The sequence below is a fragment of the Carnobacterium maltaromaticum DSM 20342 genome (assembly GCF_000744945.1).
GTDB lineage: Bacteria > Bacillota > Bacilli > Lactobacillales > Carnobacteriaceae > Carnobacterium > Carnobacterium maltaromaticum.
In genome coordinates, this window is the sequence record NZ_JQMX01000001.1 from 2,743,870 (window position 1) to 2,763,240 (window position 19,371).

Genomic DNA, 19,371 nt, shown 5'->3' on the forward strand with positions numbered 1-19,371 from the left:
CTCGTTATATAATATAATGTATAACGAGGAGTGTTGATATGGCAGTTATTTTTCAGACAAACAAGAAAACGGGCATTACTTATGCCTATCAGAATGAACCCTACTGGGATAAGGAAAAGCAACAATCACGCGCTAAGAGGACACTGATTGGAAAAGTCGATCCGGTTACAGGTGAAATCGTCCCAACACGTTCGTACAAAAAGAAACCGGCCCCGACTTCATCGGAAGTTAAGCCAGGGCCGATTCCAATGACACAAGTCCGAAGAATCTTCTATGGGGCAGGTTATCTGCTCGATCAAATTGGCAAGCAGACAGGCGTATACGCGGACCTTAAGGCCATCTTCCCGGAGCATTATAAGCAAATTCTGTCGATCGCCTATTACTTGATTCTCGAAGAGAATAACGCCTTGAGTCGTTTTTCCCATTGGCAAAAACTGCATCATCACCCGTATTGCCAGGATATTCCTTCACAACGAAGCAGCGACCTATTCCAAGCAATCGATGAGGAAGGCCGGATGGCCTTCTTTCAGAAACAAGGCAACCGCCGGATGGAAAAGGAGTATTGGGCATTTGACACTACGTCGATATCGAGTTACTCAGAGGTCTTATCGCAAGTGAAGAAGGGACGAAACAAGGAACACGACCGCTTGCCACAAATCAACTTGGCACTCTTGTTTGGGGCGCAATCCGGACTGCCCTTTTATTACCGCAAGCTCTCCGGAAATATCACCGATGTTAAAACGGTTCGGCAACTCATGAAGGAATTTGATGTAATGGGCTACAAAAAGGTCAACGTGATATTTGATCGAGGTTTTTACAGCAAGGATAATATCAACGCCTTGTATAAACACCACCAGAAATTCGTGATAGGAGTGCAACTCAAACTCAAATATGTCAAGGGTGTGTTGGAAGCGGAACGTGAGAACTTGAAACTTTGGTCAAACTTCGAAACACAGTTCACCACCTACGGTGTATGTCGCACAATAAACTGGGAATACGAACAGGAACGTCCGTATAAAGGTGATGTGATAAAATTGGAAAAGCGCGCGTATCTGCATCTGTTCTACAATCCTGAAAAAGCGATTAAAGATCAGGTAGACATGAACGACTATCTGACAGCCCTTCACCAAGATCTGAAGGAAAATACACTAAAAGATTATCGTATGAAAGATTATGATAAGTACTTCGAAGTTACTGAGACACCTAAACGAGGGAAGAAAATCACGCCTAAAGAAGAGGCGATGCGCAATGCGGTTAGAAATTATGGTTACTTCGCCTTGCTTTCTAATGAGGTCAATGATCCGTTTGAAGCGTTGTCTCTTTATCGCAGCAAGGATGTTGTTGAAAAAGCCTTCGGCAATTTAAAAGAGCGCCTCAACTTCAGAAGAATGCAAGTTTCATCCGAATTGTCCCTGAATGGGAAGCTTTTTGTGGAATTCATCGCCTTAATCTACTTATCCTACGTGAAAAAGAAGATGCAGGATGCCGAGCTATTTAACCAATGGACCCTTCAAGGTGTACTGGACGAACTGGACATGATTGAATTATTTGAGGCCCCCGGGCACGGTCGCGTGTTGGGAGAGGTTACGACGAAGCAGAAGGAATTATACGAGGCGTTAGGCGTTGCCCTTCCCTCGTTATAAATTCCGGGAATTCAGGCTATAAAGAGGATGCACAGGTGTTTATGTCAACTTCACGTCGTTTTAACTTACCTGTAACAATGGTTGTGATTCAGGTTAAGCACTGGAATGAATTGCAGCGAATGTTGTCGGAAGACCAAATTTCGGCTGTTATTGGACGTGTTACAAGTACAATGAAGCAGGCGATTCGAGATAATGATATTTTATATGTCTTAGAACGCGAAAACTTAACTTGGGGTTTGCTACTTTTTACAGATCAAGCAGGTGCAAGAGTTGTAACAGAACGGATTAAAGAATTTTTTGAAGAGTCAATTAGTGATTTTTCAGCTAAGAATCAAGTTCAAATTGAGATAAAATCTGGTGCAGCAGAATATGTACAAGAAACGATTAAAAGCCCGTATGACTTTGTTGAGGCAGCTATAAAAGAGTTAGAGTATGATGTGTAATAAACAGTTGGGAAAATAGAATGAGCCAGAAATTTAGCCTGATTCACTTAGACTTGTTGATTCTAAGTGAATCAGGCTAATTTTTATTTTTAAAAAAATACATATATCGTTATTAAATGTTTGACCTTTTTTAATAAAATAGATTAAAATAAGGATGAGATAAAGCTTTAGATAGATTAGTGGAGAGAAAGAGGAGTGGTTCAACATGCAAATGGGTTATTATATCCCGATTTTAGTTATTTGCTCGTATTTGATCGCTCTGTTTACAGCATATAATGTTGTTAGTGTGAATCGTTTATTAGATGATAAAAGTAGTTTGTATCGGAATGGTTGGATTTTGGTGAAAGCAATCGTGATGAGTGTTGGAATTGGTGCGATGCAATATGTGGGGTTAATGGGTTATTTAAATCACACAAATTTTAGCTACACACCATTTTTTGCTTGGTTCGCACTTGGATTGCTTTTTTTAGGCTGTTATTTAGCTTTTTTGTTAATGAGTCGTAAAAAAACAACTAAAAATGACTTATTCATAGCAGGATTGTTGTTAACAGGCGGGTTGCTAGGTGTTCATTATATGGGGATGCGAGCAATCGTTTCAAATGGCATTTCATATCATCCACTATTCTTAATGGGTTCAGTATTGCTTAGTTTCATTTCTGGAATGTACACTATTTGGATTGTTATCACTCAAAATAAGTTATTGACTGGACAATTACGTATTATCCAAGATGCTAAAAAAGCGATTGTTTTAGCGTTATTATTAAGCGCCGTATTTTATTTTGGATTAGTCGAACTTCAATTTGAAACGGACTATTTTCTACAACCAGAAATGGGACTAGAAGCTACTTATTTAGTTGTTACGATTAGCTTATTTACCATTCTTCTACAATTAAGTTTTCTTGGGGTTTCAGCTGTTAGTTTTGCCTTTGATACAAATCGTCGTGAAATTAGTAAGTTAAAAGATATGAGTTATTCTTTACTAAAAAGTAATCCGGATCCGGTATTATTAATTAATGCAGCGGGGGAGATTCTTAGTTTAAATGATGCAGCCCAGTTGCTTTTTTCAACGGAATTAGAGCAAGGGATTACGAGGATTGAAGAAGTAATGGAACCACAGCAATATTGTCGTTCAGTTAGTTATTTTACTGAAGCAATAAATGAAAGAAAAAATGTTCAATTTGAAACTAAAGTCACAACTAATGATGGAACGGTCAAGGAATTTAAGATTCAGATTGTGCCTATCATAATTGAAGAGCTAAAAATTACAGAAATATTTTTAGTTGGGGCAGATATTACGAAAGAAAATCAGGTGGAAAAAATGATTCGTAGTTTAGCCTATCATGATGGACTGACAAAGCTCCCTAATCGTTATTTTATGAAAGAATATATAGAAGATTGTTTAAATGAATTGAGGCAACGGTATGCGTTTCAAAAAAAGACAATCCTCAGTATTTATTATATTGATATGACTGAATTGAAAAAAATTAATGATCGCTATGGTCATAATATTGGCGATTTATATTTAACAAAAGTGGCACAGAGAATTCAACGGTATATCGGAAAAGAATACTTTTTAGCTAGGGTTGGAGGCGATGAGTTTGTCTTAACGTTTATCGAGGAATACGCTGGGGAAACGGAAGATGTAGGGGAAAACTTATTAAAAGTATTTGGTAAAGCAATGGTTATTGAAAAAATCCGATTATTTCCGGCAGCCAGTATTGGGCTAGTGAAGGCATATGAAGATGGTAGTGAATTTGAGGAATTACTGACAAAAGTAGATATAGCGATGTATTCTGCCAAACAGCAAGTTCGTGAAACAGGTAAAACATTGATTATTTCATATTCACAATATGAAAAGCAACTGCAAAATGAGTACCAAAAAGAGCTAGAGTTAATGAAGGGGATTGAAAAAAAAGAATTCTTGTTACACTACCAGCCTAAGGTTCATGCAGACACAGAAGAGCTTTATGGTGTTGAGGCCTTGATTCGTTGGCAAGTTCCTTGGGAAGACGATTTACGCTATCCAGATCAATTTATTCCTTTAGCTGAGCAGACAGGACATATTATTCAACTCAGTGAACAAATAATTGAAATGGCTTGTCATCAAATTAAAGTCTGGTTGAATCTAGGTTTTACAATCCCGGTTTCATTGAATTTATCAGCCAATGATTTCCATGGAGATGCTTTGGTTTGTCTAGTTGCGAAGCAGTTAGCTAAGCATCAAATACCACCTAATTTATTGGAATTAGAGATTACAGAAACTGTATTAATGGCTGATTTAGCTGAATCCCAAAAGAATTTGAAGCAACTCCATAAAATGGGTGTGCAATTAAGTATTGATGATTTTGGAACGGGCTATAGTTCTTTACGTTATGTGATTGATTTTCCGATTCAAAGTTTAAAAATTGATCGAAGTTTTACTGAGGCTTTAAATTTAGATGCGAAGGTAACGGCGGTGACTGAAACAATTATTCAATTAGCAGATAAACTGCATTTACAAGTTATTGTTGAAGGAGTCGAGACGAAAGAGCAATTAGCCACTCTTAAAACGATGGGGAATTTTATTATTCAAGGCTATTATTTTTCGAAACCTGTTTCTGCCAAGGATGTCACAGACAAGTGGTTGAAAGGGTAACCTATTAAAAAACCTACCAATTAAACTAATTTGGTAGGTTTTTTTGATGGAAATTTTATTGTTTGCGTTTGTATTGACGCATATGCTCAGTAATGCCAGTTAAGACAATTGGAGCTGGATCTTCGTCAGTGCTACTAATTTCTAATGTTGAACCATCTTTAGGAAGCTCTTCTTTAAAGCGTGTTTCATATTCCGAAATAGATAATTTTTTGCGATTTGTTAATAAGTCTTGATGTTCAGCAGTAGTGATGAATTCTTTAAAGCCAGGCTGTAAAGTTCCACTGAAAAATTCACCAACAGCGCCAGAACCATAACTAAAGAAGCCAATTTTATCCTCGGCAGCTAAGTTTGGTTGATGGTCTAAAAGTGAAATAAAGCTTAGGTAAAGTGATCCTGTATAGATATTGCCAATGTTACGACTATACAATGTGCTTAAGCGATAGTTTTCAGTTAATTGTTCTTGAACGTCACTAGGTGCAGTTTCAATAATCAAGTCTAAAGCTTTTTTTCCCATTTTAGTATAGGGTAAATGGAAGCACAAGGCTGCAAATTTTTCTAGAGGTTGTGAAAACTTCCGTTGATATTCTGCCCAAATGGTTTCAAAGAAATGTAAGTATTGTTCAGTTGAGTACTTTCCTTGTACACAAGCATATTCAGAGTAAGTTGGACGCCAAAAATCCATAATATCTTCTGTTAAGAAAACTTGGTCATTTTCTAAAGCAATACAGCGTGGATTTGTAGAAAGTAACATGGCAACAGCTCCAGCTCCTTGAGTCGCTTCTCCAGGCGTATCAAGTCCATAACGAGCAATGTCTGAACCAATGACTAAGACTTTGCTATCAGGATGTTGTGCAATATAATCTTTTGCTAAGTTAATGCCAGCAGTGGCTCCGTAACAAGCTTCTTTAAACTCGATTGAACGAGCGAAAGGCTGTAACTTTAAGAGACGGTGGATATAAATAGCGCCAGATTTTGATTGATCAATTCCTGATTCAGTCGCTAAGATGACTAAATCAATTTTTTGGCGGTCTTCTTCTGTTAAAAAATTAAGTGCTGCATTAGCACCCATGGTCACAGCATCTTGGGTAATCGGTGCAAAAGCCATTTTGTCTTGTCCGATTCCAATGGTGAATTTATTTGGGTCGATACCGCGCGCATTAGCTAATTCTGTCATATCAACATAAAAAGCAGGGGTATAAAAACTTAGTTTATCGATTCCTATTTTCATATGAACGTCCTTTTTGTTAATATATTTTGAAACACTTTAAGTTTAGTAGAAAATCTGGTAAAAAACAATACATTCGCTTGATTCTAGTCAAAATTTAGTTAAATCTTTAGTTCCTAACTGCTTTTTCGATTTAAATAGTGGGATTTTCGATTTGCTTGAGTCAAATCACTGGAAATTCAGAAATTTATACAATTTTTAAGAATTCCCATGCTATAATGCAAGTAGATTATAATTAAGGTTCATTTCATCTCGCAAACCACGGGAGGAAAAAGCAGAATTCCAATAGAAGTAAAAAAAACACTTTTTCGGGTATTTTTTATTTTTATAATGTGGCTAAAATTGCGAGTTCAATAGACTAAAAAGGGAGATTGCTATGAGAGAAATAGTTATTATAGATGCAGTGCGAACACCGATTGGGAAATACCGTGGTAGTTTGAAAGATAGCTCAGCAGTTGATTTAGGCGTAACAGTAGTAAAGGGTGCGTTAGAACGTGCTAATATCGATCCAGAGAGTGTTGATCAAGTTATCTTTGGAAATGTTTTGCAAGCTGGTTTAGGTCAAAATGTAGCTCGTCAGATATCAATTAAAGCAGGAATTCCTTATCAAGCTGTTGCTATGACGATTAATGAAGTTTGTGGTTCTGGTTTAAAAGCAATTATGTTAGGTAGACAAGCTATTCAACTGGGTGAAGCAGATGTTGTCGTTGTTGGTGGGACTGAAAACATGTCACAGGCCCCTTCTTTGGTTGCCAGTACAGCGGTCGGAATGGAGTTAAAATCAGAAGAATTAATCAATAGCATGTTTCATGATGGCTTAACAGACGCTTTTGGGGAATATCCAATGGGCGTGACAGCTGAAAATGTTGCTGAGAAATTTAAAGTTAGTCGAGAAGAGCAAGATTTGTTTGCGTATCAGTCCCATATGAAGGCTGCCGCAGCTCAAGAAAAAGGGTTATTTAAGTCTGAAATTGTTCCTGTTCAATTAGCTGACGGAACTTGGTTTACTGAAGATGAAACGATTCGTGGCAATTCAACAGTTGAAAAATTAGCAACTTTAAAAACGGTTTTTAAAGAAAATGGAACCGTGACTGCTGGTAACTCATCAGGCATTAACGACGGCGCATCAGCCTTGATTTTAATGTCTAAGGAACGAGCAATTGCAGAAGGAATTCCTTATTTAGCAACAATAAAAGCAACTTCTGAAGTTGGGATTGCTCCTGAAATTATGGGTTATGCACCTTATTATGCTGTAAAAAAAGTCTTAGAAAAAGGCGATTATACGATTGATCAAATTGATTTATTCCAATTAAACGAGGCCTTTGCTTCTCAGTCGATTGCTGTTGCTCGTGACTTAGAAGTACCAGCGGAAAAGTTAAACATTTATGGTGGAGCAATTGCATTAGGTCATCCAATCGGTGCATCAGGCGCACGAGTTGTGACCAGTTTGCTTCAAGAATTACAACAAACCAATACTAAAGTTGGGATAGCTTCCTTATGTATCGGTGGTGGACTAGGTGTGGCAATGGTTGTTGAGCGAGATTAATTCAGCCCATTAACATTTGATAGGAGCGTAAGAAGGCTATCAACAGTCAATTAAAGGAGAGATGTAATTTGGATTCGTCTATTTCTAAATTTTATCAAAAAAACCGCTCTGAGCGTATTCAGCTTTTGGTGGAACGAGGTTTTTTAACGCAGGAAGCGGGCCGTCAATTATTGAACAATCCACTGTTAAGTGATGCGATTGCGGATAGTATGATTGAGAATCAAATCGGTCAATTTCCCTTACCGTTGGGAGTGGCTTTGAATTTTTTAGTCGATCAAAAAGATGTCATCGTACCAATGGTTGTCGAGGAGCCTTCTGTGATTGCTGCTAGTAGTAATGGCGCAAAAGTGATTCGCCAATTAGGTGGGTTTACGACAACTATTAAAGAACGTGCTATGATTGGTCAATTGATTTTCCAAAATTTGGTAGATGTTCTAGCTGCTGAAAAATTAGTGCAAGCTAGAAGCGCTGAGATTATTGAAATTGCTAATTTAGCGTATCCCTCAATTGTGAAACGTGGCGGCGGAGTGAAGCGCGTTGAAACGCGGGTGATTCTAAATGAAAACTCTGAGCCTGAATTTTTAACCGTTCATTTGATTATTGATGTTCAAGAAGCGATGGGTGCCAATATGATTAATACTATTTTAGAGGCGACTGTTGGACCGATAACGGAATGGATTCAAGGCGATGTATTGATGGAAATATTGAGCAATTATGGCGATTGCTCTTTAGTAACGGCGACTTGTGAAATTGATCCAAACCAACTGACAACTTCGAGCTATGATGGACAATGGATTGCTCAGCGAATTGTGGAAGCGACACGTTATGCTGATTTAGATCCGTACAGAGCAGCGACCCATAATAAAGGGATTATGAATGGGATTGATGCAGTTGTGTTAGCTTCGGGCAATGATTTTCGAGCGATTGAAGCTGGAGCGCATGCCTATGCTAGTCGAAATGGACGTTATCAAGCAATGTCTAATTGGAGTATTAATGAAGTCGGTCATTTAGTGGGAGAATTGACGTTACCTATGCCTGTAGGAATGGTGGGAGGCGCCATTAGTGTATTACCGTTAGTTAAAGTTAATCAACAACTTTTAGCAATTGAAAAAGCGAGTGAATTAGCAAGTGTTATTGTTTCTGTTGGTCTTGCTCAGAATTTTTCTGCCTTAAAAGCCTTAGTTTCTGAAGGCATTCAAAAGGGACATATGTCCTTACAAATGAAATCTTTAGCGATTCATGCGGGAGCAACAGAGTCTGAAATTGAGGAAGTTGTAGCGCAATTAAAAAAATCAAAAAATCAAAATTTAGCACAAGCTCAGAAAATTTTGGCTGAAATACGATAGTTGGATATAAATAGATTGAAAAGCTGATTGGGAAACCTTTCAGCTTTTTTATTTGGAGTAAAAGATACCCATTCTCATTTTCTATGAAATTAGTGACTATTTATCTAATTTTAAATAAAATAACATTTGATAAATATATTATACTTAGTTTTAAGTTCTTACTTATAACCGATTAGATAGAAATGAGGAAATTATTGATGAAGATTGAAGATAAATGGAAAGATGCTTATTTATATTATGTGACATTTAGAGTGGAACAATGTAATTTATTCCGCGTAATTGATAAGACGCTTGTCTTATATGAGGAATTAGAGATAGATAAAATTGCAAAAATAATTAAAAGAAACTTTAATGATGTCATGAGGTTCTTTCGGTTGATGTTTACCAAGAAGTTCTTTGATTAAAGAGTGTAGATAAGAATTTCGCGATGGAATAGGTGTACTTAGTGACTAGGCACTTTTTTATCCTTGTATCAGCTTTGGTAAAACGATAAACTAAAGGCAAGTAATACAAAGTGAGGGAGGACAAACAATGACAAAAATAGTGTTTTTTGATATAGATGGTACCTTATTAGATAAGAAGCGAAGAATTCCTGCGTCTGCAAAATTAGCTATTTTAGAATTGAAAAAACAAGGGATTATTCCGGCGATAGCAACTGGTCGCCCACCTTTTCTAATTAAAGAAATTTTAGAAGAATTAGCAATTGACACACATATTAGCTTAAATGGTCAATATGTTGTGCATAAAGGTGAGATTGTGTACCAAAACCCAATGGAAGCCCATTTAGTCGAGCGCTTAGCCCAAGCAGCTGAAATAAACAAACAAGGCATTGCCTTTGCAGGCTCAGAAACGATAGCAGGAAATTCACTAACTACAACAGGAAGCCGCAAATGGCAGAAAAAATTAAGTCGAATTTTGCCTTTCAGTCCACCGACTTTTTTAATAAATGCGGCTTTTAAACGTTCAGATAAAATCCATGGCAACCGCCCTGTTTTGAAAGAGTATTATGAGAATCGTTTGATTTATCAATGTATGTTACATGCAACTGAAGAGCACGATGACTATTATAGTCAAGAATTTCCTGACTGCAGTTTTATGCGCTGGAATCCGTATTCTGTGGATGTTTGTCCAAATAATGGATCAAAAGCAGTTGGAATTACTAAATTAATGCAATTTTTAGAATTCCCAATAGAAGCATCAGTCGCTTTTGGTGACGGGCTTAATGATCAAGAAATGTTGAAAATTGTGGGAACAGGGGTATCCATGGAAAATGGTCGTGAGGAATTAAAAGCGATTGCTGATTATATTACCGATAAACCAGAGGACGATGGCATTCTCAATGGATTACGGTTACTTGAGATTATTAAGTAGAGTCTAGCTCTACTTTTTATTTTTTTAGCTTGATTTAAGCGGTCTTGTTTAGTGGGAAAGTAAAAAACATTTTTGTTATTTCTATTGTTTGTATTCTTGATTTGAAAGGGTTTTTGAGAATTTTTTTGTTATAATATGGGTTTTTATAAAAAGGATAGGTTGACCTTCAAATTATTCATCGGTATACTAATTATAGCTATTCTTATTTAGGAATGGAAATAATTAACGAGGTGATTATTTGTGACAAAAAATCTAGACAGCCACAAATCGAATTTAACTACTGATGCAGGCGCACCAATTGGGGATAACCAAAACTCAATGACAGCTGGTAATCGTGGTCCAGTTTTAATCCAAGATGTTGCACTTTTAGAAAAGTTGGCGCATTTTAACCGTGAGCGTATTCCAGAGCGTGTGGTACATGCAAAAGGTGCCGGTGCCCATGGATATTTTGAAGTGACGAATGATTTAACGGAATATACAAAAGCTGATTTCTTATCTGAAATCGGGAAAAAAACACCTGTATTCACACGTTTTTCAACGGTTGCAGGTGAAAGTGGTTCTGCAGATACATTGCGTGATCCTCGTGGCTTTGCAGTAAAATTATATACTGATGAAGGAAATTATGATATTGTCGGAAATAATACGCCGATTTTCTTTATTCGCGATGCAATCAAATTTCCAGATTTTATCCATACACAAAAACGTGATCCTCAAACACATTTGAAAAATCATAATGCTATTTGGGATTTCTGGTCATTGTCACCAGAATCTTTACACCAAGTGACGATTTTAATGTCAGATCGCGGAATTCCTGCGACGTTCCGTCATATGCATGGTTTTGGAAGTCATACCTTTAAATGGACCAATGCTGCTGGCGAAAGTGTTTGGGTTAAATATCATTTTAAAACAGAGCAAGGAATTAAAAATTTAACAGCTGAAGTGGCTGAAGAGTTGGCTGGAAGTAATCCTGATTACCATACAGAAGATTTATTTAATGCCATTGAAAATGGAGACGCACCAGCTTGGAAATTGTGTGTCCAAATTATGCCTTTAGCCGATGCAGATCATTATCGTTTTAATCCATTTGATGTAACCAAAGTTTGGTCACAAAAAGACTATCCATTAATTGAAGTTGGTCGTATGGTCTTAGATCGCAATACAGATAATTACTTTGCAGAGGTAGAACAAGTAACCTTTACGCCAGGCAATATTGTACCAGGAGTTGATTTTTCACCAGATAAATTGTTGCAAGGTCGTTTATTTGCTTATGGTGATGCTCATCGTCATCGTGTTGGGGCAAATAGCCACTTATTGCCAATTAATCGCCCGAAAAATGAAGTTAAAAACTACCATCGTGATGGAGCAATGCGTTCAGATGCGAATGGTGGAAGTTCCGTTTATTACGAGCCTAATAGCTTAGGTGGACCAACTGAAACGCTAGCAAATAAACAAGCTAGTTTTGAAGTTCATGGAATGGCGGATTCAGTAGCGTATGACGATGATGACCATTATACTCAAGCTGGTGATTTATATCGTCTACTATCTGAAGATGGTAAAACACGCTTGATTGCGAATATTGTAGGACACATGCAGCCAGTTGAAGATGAAGCGATTAAAGTTCGTCAAATTCAACATTTCTTAAAAGCTGACCCAGAGTATGGAACGCGTGTTGCAGCTGGTTTAGGGATTAACATTTAAAAATACTTGAGGTAGATTAACTCTAAATTAAAAAAGGCTGAACAACTAGATTTTTCTAGTTGTTCAGCCTTTTTGTTTGATACTTATTTGAGTATTCTTATTTTTCGACAGTACGAGTATCGATTAAAGTCGTTTTATTCCCTTCGATAATCAAAGCTGTACCTGGTGGAATTGTTTCTTTTCCCAGTTGGAAGTCAGTTTTTGAAAAGTTTGCAACGACACTTAAATCAGCTCCAAAATCTGTTCTTTGAACGAGACGGTCTTCTGATAAATAACTGAAATTAGTCATTTCATGTTGGAGCGCTTTTTCTTGGAAAGGAGTCCACGTCTTGGCATTTTGGACAATATCTTCTTTTCTATCTTGCCAAGTTGCTTGGTCTAAATGAACCATCGGTGGAGTGTTATACAAGTACTCTTGTAAACGACGTTGACCGGTTAGTCCTTTTATTTTATAGCTATCCCATTCCCAGTGGTGTGAAGTAATAACAGAGCGGTTATAAACTAATTTATAAAGAGGGACAGAGTATAAAGGGTCCGTGTAGATTGGTTTGTATTCATCTTTAATTGGGACTACTTTATTGTATTTAGATGGAATTCCACCGTCAACAGCAGCGTAATCACCCACATAATACTCACTCTCTTTATTCTGACGCATATCAGGGTCTGACCACATAATGACAGGCGTTTCTAAGCCATGAGCATAGACCATCCCTTCACTGGCAAAATCATTCCCTGTTTCAGCACCAACTACCATTCCTAATGAATTGAGATAATTCATTCTTTTTAATCTAGCATCAACATCATCTGCTTGAGTTGTTTTATGAGTAGGATCATAATCGTTATAGATTTCGCCAGCTGCATCCGTATCTAAGAACCAAGAATTGAAGGGAATGTTATTGGCTAAAATCCCAGTTACACGCTCTTTTACGTCAGGGAAAATTAACGTAGAATTTAGTTTACGGACTTTGCCTAAGAAACCAGGGATTTTATCGCCTTTTTTATTGGTAATAGTAGCATCTTCATATAATGTTGGATTTGGGAAAGAAGCCGTATTCCAATCAATGCTAGCATCTTCTTGAATGGATTGATAAGAATCATAAGGTCCAACTAAATAGCCTTTATCATTGGCTTCAGCAACCATTTTAGGATTCATTAAACCATTTGCCCAGTTAGGCAAGCCAATCCAAGCCTTGTTGATTCCACTTTTTTTCATATCGGTTAGAACATTAGTTGAAGCTTTTTGTCCCCATTGTTCAAGTGGTTTTGTAACATCTGTACCTAAAGTACCAGCCATTAAATGTTGATTTAATGTGTAACGTTCTTGCTCGGTTAACTTATCAACGCCTTTTTCAATCAGTTTACTAGCAACTTCATCAGGCTTGGTGAAAATCTCAGAGTTGTAAAATTCCGGATAAAGTAGTACATAGTTTAGTGAATTTAAGAAAACATTTTGTTCATATTTATAAGCTTCGCCAGCTTTGATAGCAGGTAAAATACTTTGGTATTCTTCATCACCATCTTCGCCATATTTGGCTAATAGTTCGCCAATCCATTTGAAAATCGGTTCATCTATTTCAGCAGCTAAAGCTTGCCATTTTACATCGTCACTAGTCAGTAGTCGGTTGTTCCAAAAGTAGATTTGTAAAGCACCATTCATCTTATTAATTTCAGGGTTTTCTTGCGCTTTTTGTTCTAATGTTTTAAATTTATCCAGTGCAACCCGGTCTTTTTGATAGGTTTTTGCAATCGCAACTGGATCATTATCGGTTAAATAGATACGATAATTCAAAGTTTTATTTGGGTCGAAGCCTACAAAGGTATGACTCGTTTCAAAGCTTAAATGTGGTTCGGTAGTAGCTATCATTTGGCTATTGAAGGTATTATCTAAAACGAACGTTGTGGCAAAGTTTGATTGATTAATACTGAAAAAGCTCATTGAGAAAGCTTCAAGTAAGTCGATTTCGTTATTTCCCAGGAAATACTTAAGCCATTCTGGTTGGTTATTAGGAATCGATTTCCCTTCAGCAATTGGGAGTGTGTAATTTTCTGCATCAATTTTAGGCCAACTAAAGGTATTATCTTTTTTTGCTTGATTGAGTATCTTGACAGCTAAATGATCTTTTTCTTTTTTTAGTGTAATTTCAACGTGTTCGTCAGGATAGCTCCAACTAATTTCGCTAGCTGTTTCTTGATAATCGGCTATTTTTCGTGGCTGTTGAGGTTGTGCCACAATTTCAGTTTTGCCATTGGTTGTCAGGCTTAATTGAAAGGTTTCAGGATCAACTTTGTAATCAAAATCCTTTTTAGCATAGCTTTTATTTTTTGAAAATTCTTGTTCAGTTACTTTTAAGCTAGGTTTATTTGTTTTTGATTGACCAGTAATGCCGCAACCAGTCATCGTTAAACTTAGTAAAGCTAGTGATGTAACTATTTTTTTGAAATTCACTATTTATTCCTCCTCCTCGATTAAATACCAGTATATAGGAGGAATGTTACAGAAATATGGCGCTATAAAAAACGAGGAATTAAATGAGCATCAGCCCTTTTAATTCCTCGTTTCATGCTCTGTGTTCTTATCTGAATTTACGGTAAGCAAAACCTATTGTGCCTAATAGTGTACTTATAAATCCTAAAAGAATAGGCAGATTGGAGTCTTTTTCACCGGTTTGTGGGAAATCACTAGCATCAGTTGAGCCTGATTCTAGCTTTGGAAAAATAGCTGCGTCAGTAGCTGGTTTTTGTTTTGGATCATTTGTTAGTTGCTCAACTTTAGGTAGTTGAGTCTCAGGAACAGTAGTTTCTGGCGTTTCAGTCGGTGGAAGAATTGTTTCAGGAACTTCAGGAACTTCAGGAACTGGAATAGGTTGACCAAAGTTAAAATCAAGAGCAAATTCACCTTGATAAGGTTCATGTTCAACAGTGACTTTAATGTCTTCGCCTTGGGCATTTTTTCCCATTCTTGAGTAGGTAAATCTTTGATTATTTAATTCAGTCAGTTCAAAAGCTGCTGCATAATTCATACCTAAAGAGACGTGAGCTCTAAGTTTATTGCCACGAAGAACATCATAGTAACCAAAATCTCCCCGCGGTTGCCCAGTAGCTTTGTCAAAAAATTCATAACGATTAGAAGTTGCTTCATAACGAGCCAGACCTAAAAAACTACTATTATAGGCAGAAACATCTTGCCCAGTTTCATCATACACAACAGTTCCTTGCCATTTTGTATTCGCCAAAATATCTCGACCAGGTAGATTCTGGTCAATTGTACCAGTTTCAGTAACTAGTTCTGATAAAGGCGTGGTAAATTCTAACTCACCTGCATAAGGTACATGGGCAACATCGACTAAACCTTCACTACCATCAAGCAGTTTCCCCATTCGTTGGTAGGTAAATAAGTCAGTGTTTAAGGTCAAAATATCAACAACAACATTATAATTTCGAGTTTGGGAAATCAAGACTCTTTTTTTCTGATCTTGCGTTAAGAAGTAAATGCCACTGTCACCACGAGAAAGACCTGTTGCAGCATCGTAAAATTCATAACGGTTTGTAGTCGCATCGTATCTTGCTAAACCAATAAAACCCGCATTTAAAGCTGTTACATCATTGCCATTTTGATCGGTGACTGTAGTCCCTTGCCAATTTGTAGAACCTAATAAGTCTTGACCAGGTTTGCTTTCTTCAGGTTTTTCTATTTCAGGGATCTCAGGTTCTGGATTTGTTTCGCCAAATGTAAAATTAAGAGGATATTCTCCTAAATAAGGTTCATGTTCTACAGTTACTTTGATGTCTGCTCCTTCAGCGTTTTTCCCCATACGAGTATAGGTAAAACGTTGGCTGTTTATTTCAGTCAATTCAAAAGCGGCCGCATAGTTCATACCTAAAGAGACATGAGTTCTTATTTTATTTTCACGAATAACATCATAATACCCATAATCACCGCGAGTTTGTCCACTGACTTTATCAAAAAATTCATAACGATTGGTTGAAGCCTCGTAGCGGGCTAGACCTAAAAATCCTCCATTATAAGCTGAAACATCCAAGCCATTTTCATCATAAACAACAGTACCTTGCCACTTAGTATCTGCTAAAATATCTCGTCCAGACTTGCTTTTGTCAATTTCACCAGTTTCAGTAACTAAATCAGTTAATGGCGTAGTAAAGTCTAAAGTTCCTTGATAAGGTATATGCGCAACATCGACTAAACCTTCGCTACCATCTGCAAGTTTTCCCATCCGACGGTAAGTAAAGAGTTCATTATTTAGAGTCAAAATATCGACAACGACATTGTAATTTCGCGTTTGGGAAATCAGGACCCTTTTTTTCTGATCTTGCGTTAAGAAGTAAATGCCGCTGTCACCACGGGAAAGACCAGTTGCTGCATCAAAAAATTCATAACGGTTTGTAGCAGCTTCATATTTTGCTAAACCAATAAAGCTTGTGTTTAAATCTGTTACATCATTGCCGTTTTGGTCGGTAACGGTAGTCCCTTGCCAATTTTGTGAACCTAATACATCTGAGTTTGCTCGGTTAGTATCAGCGTGCCCTTCAATTGGAAGTAGTAAAGGTAGCGTCAGAATCAGCACCAATAATAAATTAAAATACTTTTTTAAGCTAGTTTTGTTTGTCATAGTCAAGCTCCTTTTTATTTTTTAGTTATCTTAGCAATATCTTAGCATAGAGCTTACGGAGAAGGCATAAACACAAACTAAAAAAACTATAAACAATTTATAAACTTTTAGTTTAAGGCTCTGACTAGTTTAATAACCAGCAGTCTCTTTTTTGTTGAAATCTAGCTAAATTTCTAGTTATGCGTTAAAATAAGTACGAATGAAAATTAGTTGATTAATAAAATAACTGAGCATGTAGTAAGGAGAGCAGCGTATGGAATTTTATACATTTGATTATTTAGTCAATCAATCGCAAAGCAATAACTATTTAAAGTATTCTCTTATTTTTTGTATCCTTCTTTTTTTAGCATTTGTCATCATTAAATATATGCGAAATCGAATTCAAACTAAGTATCGAGATTTAAGTTTAATTTTATTTTTAAGTCTAGTTTTTATCATTGGTGTACAATTTACCAATTATTCACAAGGTCAATCGAGTATATCCCAGTCAGGACAAATGGTTCATTTCATTACTCAAGTAGCGATTAATGAAGATACTGAGACGAAAGAAATTAGTGTGAATTCAACTTCTCTGACAGATGAAATGGTGATTAAACTAAAGAACGAGTATTATCAGGTCGATTTTAATTCGGATTTTTCTGCATACAGTTTAATGAAAGTTCACATTGTTGATTCAGATATAAAAATTAACGGAACGAACCAAAAATAAAAGGGGGAAAGTCAGATGGATTTATATTATTCAGCTATTATTAAGTTAGGTCTCGGCTTTATTTGCCTGATTATTCAAATCAATTTATTAGGTAAAGGGAATTTAGCTCCTAGTTCGGCTATGGATCAAGTTCAAAATTATGTGTTAGGGGGCATTATTGGAGGGGTTATTTATAATGAAAGCATAACAATCTTGCAATTTTTCCTCGTGTTAGTTATTTGGACGATTTTAGTGCTAGTAATGAAATTCGCTAAAAATAATAATGTGTATATTAAACGTCTGATTGATGGAAAACCAATTACCTTAATTTCTAATGGAGAAGTGTCTGTCAAGGAATGTTTAAGATGTGGTATCTCGGCTAATGATTTGTCTTTTAAGTTAAGAGCAGCTGGAATTTATGAAGTTTCAACGGTCAAAAAAGCTGTTATGGAGCAAAATGGACAATTTACCATTATTCAATATGGAGATGAAAGTATTAAATATCCAATTGTGGTTGATGGCCAGGTGAATGAGGATGTTTTAGACCTGATTCAAAGAGACCAACAGTGGATTGAAGGAGAATTAAACCAGCGTGGCTATAGCATGGGTGAAATTTATATGGCAGAATATATTTCTGGTGAGATTCGTATTTATCCATATGCAGAAAAATAAGATTTCTCTATACGGGCAAGCAAGAAAAATATAGGCTACAATCATGACTATTTTTATTCATGATTGTAGCCTATATTTTTTATTTAATCAGCTAATGGAAAGAGTAGCTTAAATTGAATCATTTGTTTTTTTATCGAGACATCTAGCTCAAATTGATGTTGTTCAATAATCGTATTTACAATCGCTAAGCCTAAACCTGTACCAGCTAAGTTTTTATTACGGGACTTTTCCTCTACATAAAAAGCTTCCAAAAGTTTACGTGGCTCAAAAGTATCGGAAAGAGATGTTTTATTTTGAATTGAAAATTGTAAGCCAGTTTCATTTTTTTCCCAAGTGATAGTGATTTCAGGTGCAGTCGCATATTTTAAAGCGTTGCTTAACAAGTTATCAAAGACTCGAGCTAGTAAAATCCTATCAGCATCAATCAAACGATGTGCTGGAACTTTATCTGTGAGGTTGAATGTGATTTTTTGCGTATCTGCTGCGAGTTGAAAATCACTGAGCCGTTCTTTAAATAGCTGTTTTACATCGATTTTTTCTACTTGTAAATCTTGTTGCTCTAATTTAGCATAGTCAAGCATTTGATCAACAGTTAAACTTAATAAGTCAGCCTGTTTTAGAATAGTAGCAAGGTAGCTACCATCGTCTAAATCGTCAATAATTCCATTTCCGTATGCTTTAATTAAGGCGATTGGAGTTTTTAATTCATGAGTTAAATCAGCAGTAAACTGTTTTAGTTGTTGATTTTTATTCAATAGACTTATTTGATAATGCTCTAAATCAGCACTCATTTTATTAATATGAATGGCTAATTCACCGATTTCATTGGGTGGAATATCCTCAACTTTAATAAAGTTTAATTTTGCTATCTGCTCTGTAACACGTTTAAGTTCGGATAAAGGTTCCGTAATTTTTTTTGTAGAAATATAAATAATAAGTAGTGCTAACGTTAAAATTAATCCTAAAGAAATAAAGGTGAAGGTGTTGATAATCGTTGCAGTTTCCGAAAAATCAACTAGCGAGATTCCGACCAAATAAAGTTGATTGTCTAAGATTTGTAAATGAACTAAAAAGCTTGATTTTTGTTTGCCCTGGTCGTAGAGTTTTTGAATGGATTTCGGTGAGGCTTGCAACTGTTGAATGGTATCATCAGTTACCCAAAAACGATTTAAAGCAACTCTTTCTCTTAAGAGAGCTATGTGCAAGGATTCATTTAAATCATCAGTGCTTAACCCGTTGAAATCAGCCGCAATAATGGTGACTTGTTCATTTTCAGCCAATTCTTTTAAATTTTCAGGTGTTCGCTCTGTGCTAGTTGATTTTTTTAATGTGGATGTAACAGTAGCAACTTTATCTTCCATTTGATGCAGATAGTAACGAGGTAAAAATAAAGTGTTTACTAGAATAACTAGCAGAAAACTCGAAACAATTAGAGTTGTTAACATCAGAAGGAGTTTGGTACTGATTTTATAAGGT

14 protein-coding genes are annotated in these 19,371 nt (G+C 36.4%); 10 read left to right on the top strand and 4 right to left on the bottom strand.

The features are described 5' to 3' along the window. Positions 1-38 precede the first annotated feature (38 nt). From BR77_RS12905 to BR77_RS12915, 3 genes are all read left to right on the top strand, one after another. The gene (locus BR77_RS12905; protein ID WP_034558278.1) at positions 39-1,643 is read left to right on the top strand and encodes an IS1634 family transposase; all 1,605 of its coding nucleotides are present in this window, start codon (positions 39-41) and stop codon (positions 1,641-1,643) included. Between the two features lie 41 nt (positions 1,644-1,684). After that, entirely contained in the window at positions 1,685-2,086 is a 402-nt protein-coding gene (locus tag BR77_RS12910) for a diguanylate cyclase domain-containing protein (RefSeq protein ID WP_257613327.1), read from the top strand. Positions 2,087-2,291: 205 nt separating this feature from the next. Next, positions 2,292-4,721: a bifunctional diguanylate cyclase/phosphodiesterase gene (locus BR77_RS12915; protein ID WP_035065291.1), complete on the top strand. Its 2,430-nt coding sequence runs from the start codon at positions 2,292-2,294 to the stop codon at positions 4,719-4,721. Between the two features lie 55 nt (positions 4,722-4,776). Here the strand turns inward: BR77_RS12915 and BR77_RS12920 are convergent, their stop codons facing one another. Beyond that, on the bottom strand, positions 4,777-5,949 hold the full coding sequence (locus BR77_RS12920) for a hydroxymethylglutaryl-CoA synthase (RefSeq protein ID WP_010052606.1): 1,173 nt from the start codon (positions 5,947-5,949) through the stop codon (positions 4,777-4,779). Between the two features lie 373 nt (positions 5,950-6,322). On the opposite strand from BR77_RS12920, the gene BR77_RS12925 reads away from it, so the two are divergent. The 5 genes from BR77_RS12925 (at position 6,323) to BR77_RS12945 (ending at position 11,907) form a co-directional block, all read left to right on the top strand. Further along, positions 6,323-7,492, top strand: coding sequence for a thiolase family protein (locus BR77_RS12925; protein WP_010052607.1), 1,170 nt, complete (start codon positions 6,323-6,325; stop codon positions 7,490-7,492). A gap of 68 nt (positions 7,493-7,560) precedes the next feature. Beyond that, positions 7,561-8,838, top strand: a complete 1,278-nt coding sequence (locus BR77_RS12930) for a hydroxymethylglutaryl-CoA reductase, degradative (RefSeq protein WP_035065294.1) — start codon at positions 7,561-7,563, stop codon at positions 8,836-8,838. Positions 8,839-9,035: 197 nt separating this feature from the next. Beyond that, the gene (locus BR77_RS12935; protein WP_015077592.1) at positions 9,036-9,242 is read left to right on the top strand and encodes a hypothetical protein; all 207 of its coding nucleotides are present in this window, start codon (positions 9,036-9,038) and stop codon (positions 9,240-9,242) included. Between the two features lie 127 nt (positions 9,243-9,369). After that, entirely contained in the window at positions 9,370-10,209 is an 840-nt protein-coding gene (locus tag BR77_RS12940) for a Cof-type HAD-IIB family hydrolase (protein WP_015077591.1), read from the top strand. Between the two features lie 318 nt (positions 10,210-10,527). After that, positions 10,528-11,907, top strand: coding sequence for a catalase (locus tag BR77_RS12945; RefSeq protein WP_202883478.1), 1,380 nt, complete (start codon positions 10,528-10,530; stop codon positions 11,905-11,907). A 97-nt stretch (positions 11,908-12,004) separates the two neighbouring features. Here BR77_RS12945 and BR77_RS12950 read toward each other — a convergent pair whose 3' ends face one another. Together BR77_RS12950 and BR77_RS12955 are read right to left on the bottom strand one after the other, a co-directional pair. Next, on the bottom strand, positions 12,005-14,353 hold the full coding sequence (locus BR77_RS12950) for a glycoside hydrolase (RefSeq protein WP_015077589.1): 2,349 nt from the start codon (positions 14,351-14,353) through the stop codon (positions 12,005-12,007). A 127-nt stretch (positions 14,354-14,480) separates the two neighbouring features. Further along, a complete protein-coding gene (locus BR77_RS12955; protein ID WP_015077588.1) occupies positions 14,481-16,535 on the bottom strand; it encodes a DUF4822 domain-containing protein in 2,055 nt (684 codons plus the stop codon). Between the two features lie 253 nt (positions 16,536-16,788). On the opposite strand from BR77_RS12955, the gene BR77_RS12960 reads away from it, so the two are divergent. Together BR77_RS12960 and BR77_RS12965 are read left to right on the top strand one after the other, a co-directional pair. Continuing rightward, positions 16,789-17,244, top strand: a complete 456-nt coding sequence (locus tag BR77_RS12960) for a DUF3290 domain-containing protein (protein WP_010052618.1) — start codon at positions 16,789-16,791, stop codon at positions 17,242-17,244. 15 nt (positions 17,245-17,259) lie between these two features. After that, positions 17,260-17,895, top strand: coding sequence for a DUF421 domain-containing protein (locus BR77_RS12965; protein ID WP_010052620.1), 636 nt, complete (start codon positions 17,260-17,262; stop codon positions 17,893-17,895). 83 nt (positions 17,896-17,978) lie between these two features. Here the strand turns inward: BR77_RS12965 and BR77_RS12970 are convergent, their stop codons facing one another. Continuing rightward, complete coding sequence (locus BR77_RS12970) at positions 17,979-19,340, bottom strand: sensor histidine kinase (RefSeq protein ID WP_257613328.1); 1,362 nt, start codon at positions 19,338-19,340, stop codon at positions 17,979-17,981. Positions 19,341-19,371: the final 31 nt, after the last annotated feature.

Excerpts from the sequence above, each read along its gene's own strand:
- BR77_RS12905 (WP_034558278.1), top strand. The coding sequence starts at position 39 with ATGGCAGTTATTTTTCAGACAAACAAGAAAACGGGCATTACTTATGCC.
- BR77_RS12910 (WP_257613327.1), top strand. The coding sequence starts at position 1,685 with ATGTCAACTTCACGTCGTTTTAACTTACCTGTAACAATGGTTGTGATT.
- BR77_RS12915 (WP_035065291.1), top strand. The coding sequence starts at position 2,292 with ATGCAAATGGGTTATTATATCCCGATTTTAGTTATTTGCTCGTATTTG.
- BR77_RS12920 (WP_010052606.1), bottom strand. The coding sequence starts at position 5,949 with ATGAAAATAGGAATCGATAAACTAAGTTTTTATACCCCTGCTTTTTAT.
- BR77_RS12925 (WP_010052607.1), top strand. The coding sequence starts at position 6,323 with ATGAGAGAAATAGTTATTATAGATGCAGTGCGAACACCGATTGGGAAA.
- BR77_RS12935 (WP_015077592.1), top strand. The coding sequence starts at position 9,036 with ATGAAGATTGAAGATAAATGGAAAGATGCTTATTTATATTATGTGACA.
- BR77_RS12940 (WP_015077591.1), top strand. The coding sequence starts at position 9,370 with ATGACAAAAATAGTGTTTTTTGATATAGATGGTACCTTATTAGATAAG.
- BR77_RS12945 (WP_202883478.1), top strand. The coding sequence starts at position 10,528 with ATGACAGCTGGTAATCGTGGTCCAGTTTTAATCCAAGATGTTGCACTT.
- BR77_RS12955 (WP_015077588.1), bottom strand. The coding sequence starts at position 16,535 with ATGACAAACAAAACTAGCTTAAAAAAGTATTTTAATTTATTATTGGTG.
- BR77_RS12960 (WP_010052618.1), top strand. The coding sequence starts at position 16,789 with ATGGAATTTTATACATTTGATTATTTAGTCAATCAATCGCAAAGCAAT.
- BR77_RS12965 (WP_010052620.1), top strand. The coding sequence starts at position 17,260 with ATGGATTTATATTATTCAGCTATTATTAAGTTAGGTCTCGGCTTTATT.
- BR77_RS12970 (WP_257613328.1), bottom strand. The coding sequence starts at position 19,340 with ATGTTAACAACTCTAATTGTTTCGAGTTTTCTGCTAGTTATTCTAGTA.